We start from the raw sequence: 11,720 nt of genomic DNA on the forward strand, positions 1-11,720 counted from the left end.
TTCGCCTAAAGGCGGCGGCGCCTTGGCGTGAGCTCAGGTTCTGAACACCCGGCTTCCGCCGGTCCGCCCCATGCAAATAGGAGGACCGGTATGCGAACTCATTTTCCCCACCCTGTCGAGTTGTCGAAAGCTTCATTTGCGTTTTCGCACATGTTGAGTGTCTTCAGCGACCTTGGTGTCACATCGATAAGCGACTTGTGGATCCACGCGCACCTTTGGGTCGAGGACCACCGCCTGCAGGTCAAAGATGGGAACCTGCTAACCCAACTGGATATATGGGAGGCGAGGCCAGGCTTCTGGGTCGCAACACCGCATGGTGACTTTCACCTTCGGCCTCCCGGGAAGCCATACAGTTCTCTAGGAGCGCTCTTCGATCACGATGATTGACGGGGAGCGGATACAATGACGCAGCGCGGGCGATGCCGACGTCCCTCGCTAGGCCAAGTCCCGGAGGAGCCGGTGATTGCAGTTCAAATCGAGCTCTGGCCCCTCGGTAGCGTGGAGGGGCGTAAAATCATCGCGGCAGCGGTCATCGAGAACCGAGGCCTTGATGAAAGCGGGATCAGCTATCGCTATTTGGCTGAATTGCATCAGACGGCCGAGATAAGTCTTCAGATTCCTGCGCTCGAGCAGATCGTGGAAATCTCGGGCTGTGATCGTGAGCAGAGCATCTGGCACTTGCTTCATCAGATACTATCCGCAGCGCTTGCAGATGCGCCGGGTCAAAAGCCGGCCACCACACTAGACTGATGCCTCTAGCGAGAACCGTATTACATCGCCCCGCTTATCGTTCAGCTCCAACACCGGTGCTCGGCGGACGCACGGTACAGCGATTGGTGGAGAGCGGGGAAGGGGAAGCCGTCGTCGCGCACACTCGGAATTTGTTGCGCGCGTTCACGTAATCTCGGATGCGTACTACCAATTGGCGCCGAGCTTCGCGAGCACGTCGAGTAGCATTTGCTTGCTCTCAGTGCGGCGCGTGCCGGAATTTCGCGGAATATCAATTGGCCCCGCCCCCTCGCGGCGACGGGCGAGATCTCGCTCAAACTCTAGAAGCGATATGCGTCGACGGCGATCTTTGGTCTCGGGCTTTTCCATATCTGGGTGACTTAGGCCACACCGTCTCCCAGCACAACTTTCGGCCCGCTTCGGCAATGACGGCTTACCGCATTCATATCGATCGTTTGGCCCGGAGACTGGCGACAACAAAAGCTGCTGTACGCAGCCGATTGGTAGTAATACCCCATCAAATGCGCCCACGATCCATTGCACTCCAGAGTTTCGATGCCCTCTGCGCCATTCCGACGTGGGTAGTGTGATGACGCAATCGTTAGAACGCCGGAAGCCCCGTCCTCATTACGCAGCCGAATCTAAAGTGCTTGCGGACACTATGGTTCGGAATTCCGCAATGATGTCGGCATGCCTAGTCTCGAGGTAAGCCGCGACATTCCCGTTCTCGATCAGACGCTGCAGGTATCGCGAGGCGAGGACGAGCTGAAGGACATCGTCACCGAAGGTCGCCTCGCGTGCGCGGAAGTCGTGATTGAGCGATTCCAGCTCGCGTTCCATCCGTGCCATCTGCTCCGGAGTCACGCCCGCGACCTTCTTGGCCCTATCTGGCTTCGCAAGGTCATCCTGCCGGGCGGCCGCCATGATCGCCCTAGCGTAGCTGGCAGTGAAGTTGTTCATCGAGGCCATCATCTCGACCGCGGCGAACTGCTTGTGCGGCTTCAGCTTGCGTAAGATGTCGAATATTTGGGGATTGACGGGCTTCTCCTTCAGGATTTCGACGACCTCAGGGGCGATCCTGTCGAGCAGGTTGCGACGCCGCAGGACCAGCTTTTCGTCGATGCCCAGTGCGGCTGCAATCATCTTGGCCGGCACGCCGCGGTCTAGCGCGCGGGCAATCATGTAATGCTCTTGGACCGTCGCGAGCCGATTCACGCGCTTGTTGTAGGTGAAGGCCTCGTCGTCGTCCGCCACGATGCAGGGCGCGGTTTCCGCCGACTGCTCTTTGAGTGCGTGTAGGCGGAGATGGCCATCGAGCAGCATGCGCTGTCCGCGTCCGTTGGGCGTGGTCACGGCGAGCGGCTCGATGACGCCGATCTCCTTGATGGAGGTGGCGATCCTTGCGTAGCGGCGCGAGCCGCTGATGCGCGTCGTCATGGGGCGAAGGGGCAGGATCATTGCGAGCGGAACCTCGAGCACCTCCTGGGCGAATGAGATATGAACTGGAGGGCTCATAGCGCTTCGCCGACCATTCCCAGGCGCTCGGCGATCGGCTGCGGCAGTGAGGCCATGCCCTCCGCCCGCAAGAGAGTCACGAAGTGATCCTCGGTGAGCAGCTTGGCCATCGCGCCAACGATGAAGGTCAGGCGGCTCTGGGTGAGCGTCGCCTTCTTCACCAGCAGCCTCTGCCGCTCCACCTCTTTCTGATAAGCACGCACGAGTGCTGCCGCAGTCGTCGGTTGTGCGCGCGCCTGCCCGGTGCGGATCGTGCGTAGACCTTTTCCGATTAGGTTGCGGTCATCGACGATGCGGCGGATGGCGAGGATCTGGTCACCCGGCAGCGAGCCGGTCTCATAGGCCTCGGTCAGGGCACGTTGGACGTCAGCGTCATCGGCGCGGGCGATCTCCGTCGCGATGGTGTGTGGGATGATGCCGCGTTCGACCGCGTCTAGGAGGCGGTCTTCACCCTTTTCCAGCAGCAAGTTTATTGTCCACACGTATTCGGCGCTACAGCCAATTTTCCGGGCGATCTCGGAATGGTTGTATCCCCGGTCGCGAAGGGCCCCGACTTCACGGATCAGCTCCAAGGGACTGAGGTTTCGCCGCGCCATGTTCTCCACGAGGCTCATCACGAAGCATTCCTCGCGGGTCACCTCGATTATCATCGCGGGGATTTCGCTTTGACCGAGCTTCTTGAAGGCCTCCATTCGACCCTGGCCGCATACAAGTTCGTAGCCGTCCCCTTTGGGCGAGTGGCGAACCGTGATTGGTCGCTTGAGGCCCACCGCAGCTATACTTTCTACCAGTTCGTCGAAGATCTTGCGGTTGCGCGCTCGGGGATTGAGGATCTCAATCGAGCCGATCGGAATCATGGTGATCTCAGGCATCATAATGCGCGCTCCACAGGATGTCGGCGAAGCAGATGGTAGAGTGGCGACAAGTCCTCGGCCCGATAGGCGTCGAGATGGATTCCGTTCTCCTCGGCCATGCCAAAGTGGGGATTAGAACCAACGTCCAGCCAGGGAAGGAGATAGTAGTCACGCACGCGCCTGTTGTCGGGCTCCATGCGGACGGCGACCGTGATGTCGGGGCGCAGGCCAGCGTCGAGGCGGACGCGCCAGCGGAGGGACCCCGCGGGCGTCGGCTGGCAGCGCACGATCACCAGCGCCAGCGTCACCTCCTGGTTCACGACCAGTAGGTCAGTCTCCTCATCGACAGTCACAGTTCCACCGATGCGTTCGATGTTGACGACCGTGTCGGCGACGACATCCGGATGCATCAACCGCAGCTGACGGTTGGTCTCAAGATACCTATAGTCTCGGGCAGGGGTGTAGCCGATGAGTTCGTAGGCGCGGAGGAGACTGCCGAAGCGATGCCGGTAGGCAGCGCTCGAGGGCATCGACTCGACCTCGTCGATGATCATCCCCGACAGGGCGCCGCGCGCGCCCAAGAGCGCCGACAAGAGCTTCAGTAGCTCCTCGTCGGAGAACCGCCTCGCACGGTCCGCGAGGATGGTCTGCGCGGCTTGGAACAACATCGGGTCGACGATCGCCTCGAAGACGCCATCGCCGCGCACCCACATGTCCGGGGTGTTGACGACCCGCTTTTTCTTCAGCTTGAAAGATACGCGATTGTAGACGTTGTTGCCGATATACTTCTCGTTGCTGAGGATCTGCCGGACGATCGAACGACTCCATGGTTGGCCGAGGTCGGTGACCTTTCCCTCCCGATTGAGGATGGTGGCGATCTCCCGCTCGGACCGCAGTTCCAGGACGAACAGCCGGTAGATGCGGCGAACCGTCTCGACCTCGTCGTCCGGGCCAGGTACCAGGATGACGCGGTCGGTCTGGAGGCTCTTGTGCTCACCGCGGGCAAGGGGTGCCTTGGGCTCGTTGTGTTCGTTCACCAGGTGGCGGCGCAGGCCGTAACCGGCGGAGCCGCCCTGCCTGTAGCCGAGCGTGATGAGGCGGCACTGTCCGGCAAAGACCTTGCTAGAAAGCTCCCGGCTGTATTCGCCAGCCATGACGCGCTTGATGCTCTTCATGACGTTGGAGGGCAGGCTGCCGTCGTTATCGAACTGCTCGGCGCAATAGTGTATATTGATGCCACGCTCGCGACAGATGAACTCGTAGTAGGCGCTCTCGTCGGCGTCCTGAAAGCGGCCCCACCGGCTGATATCGTATACGAGCACAGCCTCGTAGTCCGCCTCGCCGCTCTGCACGTCCGATATTAGACGCCGGAGCGAGTCCCGCCCTGCGATGTTGAGACCGCTGCGCCCCTCGTCTGCGTAGCTGCGGACGATCTCGAAGTTCCGGCGCGCGGCGTAGCTGGCGATGACCTCGGCTTGGTTCTCGGTCGAGTAACGCTGATGATCCGTCGACATCCGCACATATTGCGCGGCACGCGTCGGTGCTGACTGTTCTGGATCCACGCGCACTTCGATCCCCGAACTCTGCCGCCATACTTTAATAGCGGCGTGATAAACAATCGATCTTCTATTGGAAGGAGGTCGGAATGTCGTTTTCGTGGGAACACCGAAATCTTCGCGCCGATAGTGGAAACGGATTTCCCATCGATCCCTCCGCCAACACGCTCGCCAGCTTCGCGGGCATCATTGCTGATGCCCTCAGGGCCGACTTCGGTACGTCTCCAGCAAAAGTGAAACACATCGCCCGGTTGACCGGCTCAAATCCGAGGACGGTGCAGAACTGGCTTTATGCGCGGAACGGACCAAGCGGCGCCGGGCTCGTCGTCCTGATGCGCCATTCGGATGCGGTCACGTCGGCGGTCCTGACTTTAGCTGATCGACAGGAACTTCAACGGGGGGCGGTTCTAGAGAAGGCCAAGGCAGATCTCCGTATTGCCATAACCTCCCTGCTGGATTGCATAGGCTCCGATTGATGAAGGCGGGACGCCCAGTGCCGCAGTTGGTCCTCAGTGTCGTCGACATCGCGTAGGAGGCCGGCAGCTCAGCGCCCCAATTTCGGACATTCGAGGGAGATGTTGGGAATCCCGAGAGCAGCCGCTCGTTCTCACTAGTATCTAATATATGGTGCCGCACTGTGATGCCGCTTCCGCACTTCATCCGATCAGGGATCTCAGGTTTGTGGTGATGCGCCGTGCCATCGCTGGAGCCTCGATCCCATGAAGACGCGCGAGTGCGACGACCGCCAATGATACGTCGGCGGGCTGGGAAGGCCTCTCCGAAATCTGCGTGAATGGCCCATCGGTTTCGGTAAGCAGGCGGTCTAGCGGTATAGCTGCTACGAAAGCGCGACGCTTCTCCCCGTCGAGCATCATGTGGTTGACCGAAAAGTAGAAGCCGAGGTCGATCGCACGCCGCATCTCCGCAGCGGAGCCGGTGAACCAATGCATGACGATCTTGCCGCGCGACCTTGGTAACCTGGCTTCGATCATGTCTATGACCGGCGTGACGGAACGCACGCTATGGACCGTCAATATGCGATCGCGGAGTTCCCCACAACGGTCCAAGATCTCCCCGAAGACATGCTTCTGCGCATCCAGCGAGCGGTAGTATCGCGGGCCTGAATCGAGGCCCACCTCGCCCACGTATCGCGTCTCACCGACCAGCTCCTTCCAGAGCGCCAGCTCGTCCGCGCGGGACTGGACCAGCTGTGGGTGAAGGCCAAGTGCCGCCCTCACGAACTTCGTCGAGGAGGCAAGCTCATGATTCCGCGCCCAAGCCTTCGGCGTGGTCGTGACGGCCAGCGTGTACACCGCGTCGCGCTCACATCGCGCGATCGCGGCCTGATGGTCGGGGTAGAGATCGAGGTGGCAGTGGAAATCGACGAGCGCGGCTCGCTCGATCTTGTCGCGGTCGATCACGCTGGGCCAGCCCTGACACCCCTGAGCAATAGGCCCACCTCCACCAGTCCGCGTCGATAGACGTCTGCGAGAGCGGCGGTCTGGTGAGGCACGTCGGCGAGACTTCCCGGTTTATGCACGAGCGTCACGGCGAGGTCCGGATTCCGCCGTAGCCGTTCGATCGCAAGCTGGAATGCCCTGACCTGTACACCCTCCGCCTTGCGCGTGTCGAGCTTCGCGGCTGTCAGGTCACCGAGGATATAAGGCGTCGGGTCTCGCCCGAGCAGCGACGCGCGCCGGATCAGACAAGGGAGGCAATGGCCGCAATGACCTTGCGGAAGCCCCTGCCACCGCGCCTTCGCCGGTGACGAGCAAGAAAGCGAGCCGGCGGCGAGGCTCATCAACAGTGCCTGATCCGCGCATCCCGCCGCCATCTCTCCCTTGGTCATGTCCCAATAGGGATTCACGAGCGACCCTCGTACCCCGAGTAGCCCTAGCAGGTCGTTCCATCGGGCGATGTAAAATGGATGTGTGGTGCGCGTGCTCGGAGCGCCCAAGCGTAGCGGATCGAGGGGTACGTTGAGCGCGATGAGGCCGTTTTCCGGCACCTGGACCTCGAAAGGGCGCCCGAGCCCGGTTCCCGCCGCCGCGGCGAGTGCGAAGAAAAGGAACGATCTCCCGCGCGTCGTGCTCTCGGACTCGACGCCCTCGACGAGACCGTTCGGGAAGGTCATCCAGACCCGCAGCCGATCGAGATCGTTGCGTTGGAAATGCTGCCGCAAGCCATCGAAGCAGGTCTCCTGCGAAGTGCTGACGGCGCTCTCGCCCGCATGGCTCACGAACAGGGGTGAGTGGCCCGCGTCGAGCTTGTCTATCGCGCCGATCAGGCTGTCCAAGCCGCCCGAGAAGAGGCTGATACCGTCATACGGTATCCCTCCGAGCTGCTCGTCGGGCGCGGCGACCAGAGCATGATGCGTGCGCGGGCGTGCTCGGAATCCAATCTGCCAGCGGTCGCCGGTAAGGAAATCGAGTGTGCGCTTGAGCGTCTGTCGGGTCGTCTGCCAGAGGTTCGGGTCGCTGACGGGGACGACGAGGCGTATCTCTCTCGTCCAGCCGTCTTGAGACTCGGAGGCGCGTGAGATGCGCGTGTCGGCCGCGTGGACATGCGCGGCGAGCACGAGGAGATCCGCTCCGGTCTCGCTCGGATGGAGCCCAAGCTTCCGGAGATCGTCCAGTGCATGGCCGAGCCCGAATGCAAGACTATCGGGCGCGCCGAACCGCAACTGGGTCATCTGTTCATCGGCGGCCTTGGGGATTGCGGCCCTGTCGCTAGCGCCGAGCCGGCCCACAATGAGATGGCGAGTCACTTCGCTGCCTCCTCTTCGCCGAGCGCCTCGAGGATGTCGAAGGCGGCCCCATAGATGCGTTCCATGGTCTGGCCGATCGTATTCGGATCGATCGCGGCGAAGTCGATCGCGGCCTCACTGAAGGCGTCGGAGACGCCGCCGAGAATGAACTCGTGCAATTGATCTTGGACCGCTTGCGCTGCACCGGCATCCGCCGGAATCTCGACGCCCTTGATGCCGATATCGTTGTAAATTCGATCCTCAATGGTGTGCGCGACATAGAGTTCGAGCACCGTCTGCATCTGCTCTGGCGTGAGGCTCGACATGTCGGCGATCCCCGCGTCCGCGAGCTCGACAACCGTCTCCATGAAAGCGTCGCGAGCGATGCCCTCGTCGACCGATCCGCCCTCGGGACAGAACTGTTCGACCAGCGCCGAGAAGATCTCAGCCGGTGAACTTCCCGCCATACCGGCAAGGTTGAATGTTACGAGTGCTGCTTGGAGGCCGCGGGCGCTGACGTCACCGAGGAAGCCGGCAATGCGGGCTGCGACTCCGCGAGAAGACCCCATCCTGCGGGCCGCTGGGCCGGACCCTCCAGACGCCTGGGACACATATTGAGAGACCGCACGGCCGAGAGCGCGTCGGTCGTCACCGCCCGAGCTGGCGAATTTGGTGAAGTTCCGGCGGGCATTCCTGAACCGGTCGGGAGGTGGAGGCGGTGCCGGAGCCGGGCGTGGAGGCGGAGCCGGCGGGACCGGCTCAGTCCCGTCGCCATCCTGCGGGGGAGGTGCCGGTGGTGCCGCGTCGCCATCGTTGACGAAGTCGGGAACGAGAGGATCCTTCCCCTTTGGTCCGCCGAAGGGCGTGGACGTTCCCATCAGTTTTTCGCCTTGGTCTTGATTGCCATACCGGCTCCTGCTGCCGCCTTGAGCGCGGTATTCCCGTCCTGCTTCGCCCAGCCATCCTGAATCAGCGCGAAGCGTTCCTTCGATGGCGGCGAGGTCAGGGCGGCGTTCCACCCCGTCGCCAGCCACGCGCCGCACCTGTCGGCCGGCAACTGCTCGATGAAGTCCAGGAGGTTGGGCTGGAGGGGAGGCTGCGCGGTGACCAATATCACCAACCCGTCAACGCCCTTCGGCTTCATCCTGAAATCGTCACTGGACATGATCCGCTGCCGGATGCCTTCGAAGACCCTGCTGGCCTCGGCTGGCGCGAGCTCTTTGAGCCCGGTTGATTGTATCGCGATCTTCGGGAGCATCAGCATGTCGACCACGCCTTCGAGGTGGCCGAGCGTGGAGGCCGCACCGAAGAAGTCCTTCCTGTCGCGTGCGATGAACAGGTACGGTCGCAGATCGACACCGGCGAGCTTCGGCTCCAGCTTCGCCCATTCCGTGACGCGTTCATCGACCTGCCATTCGTCGAGGATCTGATCGGCAGCCGCGGGCCGCGCGGCTGCGGCCTCGGTACCCGCTTTCCGCTTAGCGGCACCATCGCCCGTCTTTGGCTCGGTGTCATCCGCCGCCGCCGGCGAAGCACCCGGCCCGGCCTCAAGCTTCGCCAGCCGGCGGCACACACCGCCTTCATCCCGAGCTGCGTCGGTGGCCACCCGCTCGAACAGACGCGGGATGAAGCGTTCGGCCAACATCAGCTTGGCGAGGATGGTCCGCTTGAAATCCTCGCCGAACTTTCTGTTATGCGCTGTGTGTTCGCGCAGCAGCAGTGCGTTGAGAAAGCGCTTGATCTGTCGCGGATTGCCGAACGTGCCGCGACCAAGCAAAGGGCCGATCTGGTCGCTGAGCGTGAGCGCGGAGACGACCTCCGCTCCCTTGTCCCCCAGATCGCCCAGCGCCGTGTTCAGGAGCGCGGCGTCCACGCCGCCGCCTTTCCAAGGTTCTCTCAGTGCTTCGCGAGCCTTCTCGATTAGCGTCTGGAAGCCAGGATGGCCTTCTCCGAGCTCGGCGCCGACGAGCAGGAGAGTCACGTACGAGCGAGTCTCCACGTCGCCGAGCGCCGGGATCCGGAACGGGACCTGGATCAGTTTCTCGAGGTAGTTGCGCGCATAGTCGCGGGGACCGGTACTATCTGGGAGATCGGGGAAGTGCTTACGGACCGAATATTCGATCATCGCCTCATCGGCTGCGACGACAAAGGCGGTGTTGGACGTGAACAGGAACAGCCTGACCGCCTCCAACGTCTCGATCGCGGTATCGGGGAGGCAGCGGTCGAGATCGTCGATGAGGATAACGAGTTGGTTGATTCCGGCTTTTTTCAGGAGCGCGTCGAATTCTCTTCGGAACGCCTCGATTTCTTCGGGGACGCGCTTCGAGAAAGGCTTGATCAAATCCTTCGCGCCTTCCGCTGCCGCGTCGAGATTCTCCTTTGTCGCTAGCCTAGCGGGATCGGCGGCGAGATCCTTGAGTTTGCCGAACAGCACGCCGATCATGTCGGGTGAGGGGATCCCCGTCGTCGCGGTGAGGGCGAGACCACCCGCGTGCTTCGCGAGTTTCAGCCAGTCTATACGTCCGAAGATGTCCTTTACGGCGTCCCCGGCCTTCGTCAGCGCCGGGCGCTTCTCGACGAGAGCCGTGACGATGCCTTCGATCAGCGCGATCTTGGCGTCTTCGAAACCCTGAAACCGCCAGCCATTGAACTTCAGACAGACGGTGTCCTCGTAGGTCGAGAATTGATTCTCAATCATCTCAAGGATGCTCGACTTCCCAGCGCCCCAATCACCGTGGACGCCGATCGTCATCGGTTTCGAGGGGTTATCACGAAGAAGGGCGACGATTGAAGCTGCGATCGGCTCGTTGTTGAGCAGGTCGACCTTGGTCTCGTTATCGAATAGAAACATCTACCCCTCCCAGTTCTATGTTTGTTCATGCTTCTTACGCAGTCAAGGGGGACACGGCAGGATTGGAATACGATTAGATACATCAGGAAGGCGAAATGCTGCGACTTATGCAGAAGAACGTTAGCGCGGTTCTAGATTTCGACGCCGGAAAGATAACCGATGAGATTGTGGCCGATCGCGCGCCCAATGAATTGGGCGGGCTAATTCGTAAGCTGGACGAGTCGGAGGCCCTCGCCGCAACATTGAAGCAGCATGGTTGGGGCGAGGTTGGGGCGGTTATCCAAGGGAATGGAATAAGTTAGCCTCTATATCTCCACGATATGAGGAACAAATTGACGCACGGCTCGAAGTTCAAATGGATGGTCGGATCGCAGAGCGTCGAATGCATTTCACTAGAGCCGGGCCGATCGCGATCATCCAGAATCGATTTGGCCCGCCTCAAAGAAGTTGTGCAGGCGATTATCGTGCTCTGAGCAAGCCTAGTTGCTGGCGCCTACTGCAGTCGGCTGGGCGCAGAAACAGTGGGGCATTCAATCTGCCATCGCACCTGCCTGGGCACGTATCACCAATTCAGCGGCATTGATTTCGTCGATCACTTCGGGCCGATGCGCAATGCCGTCGTCGATCATCGCACGGTGTGCGTCCTCGCTCAGATTCCATTGCGTGATGCCATAGCGTGCGGCGATGCGTGCTGCGGGCGCCTTGCCCCAGACATCCTCCAATTCGCCGTCCGGATGTAGGACCGCCGAGTGCTGCATCTGGTCCGGTTCGATGTGAGCCCAGTCGGCGATGCCGGTTGGCAGCATTGCAACCGGCGTTAGATCACGAACCCTGGCTAGGGCTTCCGCAAAGACAACGCATTGGCCAAAGGCGTAACGACGAAGTGCACTGGCGGAAAACCGGGGCTCCGCGCGGGTCGGTGTCAGATTGAGGTAGACCTTGTTCGCGCGAATGGCGGCTTGTGCCCTGGCGAGGCGGTCTTCATCAAGCGCGATCCGAGCCTCTGCGATTCCCTCTTCCCCCATGCAGGTGCAGCCGATCGCGAGGTGCCCGTCGGGGCTGACCGCCGATCGCGGCCAGTTCCCGCGCATGACCAGTGGTTGGATGACGGAGTCGCCATGCTGCGCGGCGGTCATGATCCCGCGCACATCGAAGACCGAGACATGCCCGTCTTCGTTATGAAAGCGGATGGCTTCATCGCCAACATAGGTGCCGTGGACGGGCCATCCAGTGACCCGCTCGAATGCCACCGAATGGTGCAGGCCAAGATCCGCCTCGACCTCGGCCTGATAGGCGGAGTCGAACCGGCCTGGCCCCTTGGCCGTGATTGCAAGCGGATTGGATTTGGCGGCGCCCATGTATGTTCCCAAAATTGCTGGGGCTGGAGGCTACGCAAAGCATTCGGGCCGAGCAATGCGAACGCCACTAGTCAATTGATTGCGTGACCGCTTGCCCTAGCGTTGTGTGCG

General features: G+C 61.5%; 12 protein-coding genes. 3 read left to right on the forward strand and 9 right to left on the reverse strand.

Features of this window, described 5'->3' with window-relative positions; all coding sequences use genetic code 11:
- Window positions 1-498 precede the first annotated feature (498 nt).
- Window positions 499-750: a hypothetical protein gene (locus tag GGR46_RS07650; RefSeq protein WP_183996077.1), complete on the forward strand. Its 252-nt coding sequence runs from the start codon at window positions 499-501 to the stop codon at window positions 748-750.
- A 165-nt stretch (window positions 751-915) separates the two neighbouring features.
- On the opposite strand, the gene GGR46_RS25165 is transcribed toward GGR46_RS07650, so the two are convergent.
- From GGR46_RS25165 to GGR46_RS07665, 4 genes are all read right to left on the reverse strand, one after another.
- Window positions 916-1,098 carry a hypothetical protein gene (locus tag GGR46_RS25165; RefSeq protein ID WP_221262581.1) on the reverse strand — a complete coding sequence of 61 codons (183 nt, stop codon included), beginning with the start codon at window positions 1,096-1,098 and terminating at the stop codon, window positions 916-918.
- Window positions 1,099-1,356: 258 nt separating this feature from the next.
- Complete coding sequence (locus tag GGR46_RS07655; protein WP_183996079.1) at window positions 1,357-2,187, reverse strand: plasmid partitioning protein RepB C-terminal domain-containing protein; 831 nt, start codon at window positions 2,185-2,187, stop codon at window positions 1,357-1,359.
- Window positions 2,188-2,240: 53 nt separating this feature from the next.
- A complete protein-coding gene (locus tag GGR46_RS07660; RefSeq protein ID WP_183996850.1) occupies window positions 2,241-3,116 on the reverse strand; it encodes a plasmid partitioning protein RepB C-terminal domain-containing protein in 876 nt (291 codons plus the stop codon).
- A complete protein-coding gene (locus GGR46_RS07665) occupies window positions 3,116-4,660 on the reverse strand; it encodes a recombinase family protein (RefSeq protein WP_343058071.1) in 1,545 nt (514 codons plus the stop codon). Before GGR46_RS07665 ends, GGR46_RS07660 begins: the two co-directional genes overlap by 1 nt.
- An 83-nt stretch (window positions 4,661-4,743) precedes the next feature.
- On the opposite strand from GGR46_RS07665, the gene GGR46_RS07670 reads away from it, so the two are divergent.
- Window positions 4,744-5,130: a hypothetical protein gene (locus tag GGR46_RS07670; RefSeq protein ID WP_183996081.1), complete on the forward strand. Its 387-nt coding sequence runs from the start codon at window positions 4,744-4,746 to the stop codon at window positions 5,128-5,130.
- A 180-nt stretch (window positions 5,131-5,310) separates the two neighbouring features.
- Here the strand turns inward: GGR46_RS07670 and qatD are convergent, their stop codons facing one another.
- The 4 genes from qatD to qatA are packed head-to-tail and all read right to left on the reverse strand — an operon-like array spanning window position 5,311 to window position 10,251.
- Window positions 5,311-6,075, reverse strand: coding sequence for a Qat anti-phage system TatD family nuclease QatD (gene qatD, locus GGR46_RS07675; protein ID WP_343058072.1), 765 nt, complete (start codon window positions 6,073-6,075; stop codon window positions 5,311-5,313).
- A complete protein-coding gene (gene qatC, locus GGR46_RS07680; RefSeq protein WP_183996083.1) occupies window positions 6,072-7,421 on the reverse strand; it encodes a Qat anti-phage system QueC-like protein QatC in 1,350 nt (449 codons plus the stop codon). The genes qatD and qatC overlap by 4 nt, the downstream gene beginning before the upstream one ends.
- Entirely contained in the window at window positions 7,418-8,278 is an 861-nt protein-coding gene (gene qatB / locus GGR46_RS25825) for a Qat anti-phage system associated protein QatB (RefSeq protein ID WP_183996085.1), read from the reverse strand. The genes qatC and qatB overlap by 4 nt, the downstream gene beginning before the upstream one ends.
- Window positions 8,278-10,251, reverse strand: a complete 1,974-nt coding sequence (gene qatA, locus GGR46_RS07690) for a Qat anti-phage system ATPase QatA (protein ID WP_183996087.1) — start codon at window positions 10,249-10,251, stop codon at window positions 8,278-8,280. Before qatA ends, qatB begins: the two co-directional genes overlap by 1 nt.
- 95 nt (window positions 10,252-10,346) lie before the next feature.
- Between qatA and GGR46_RS07695 the strand changes: the two genes are divergently transcribed.
- Window positions 10,347-10,553: a hypothetical protein gene (locus GGR46_RS07695; protein ID WP_183996089.1), complete on the forward strand. Its 207-nt coding sequence runs from the start codon at window positions 10,347-10,349 to the stop codon at window positions 10,551-10,553.
- 228 nt (window positions 10,554-10,781) lie between these two features.
- On the opposite strand, the gene GGR46_RS07700 is transcribed toward GGR46_RS07695, so the two are convergent.
- Window positions 10,782-11,609, reverse strand: coding sequence for a hypothetical protein (locus GGR46_RS07700; RefSeq protein ID WP_183996091.1), 828 nt, complete (start codon window positions 11,607-11,609; stop codon window positions 10,782-10,784).
- Between the last annotated feature and the right edge of the window lie 111 nt (window positions 11,610-11,720).

Source organism: Sphingomonas kyeonggiensis, from assembly GCF_014196745.1.
GTDB classification, from domain to species: Bacteria; Pseudomonadota; Alphaproteobacteria; order Sphingomonadales; family Sphingomonadaceae; genus Sphingomonas; species Sphingomonas kyeonggiensis.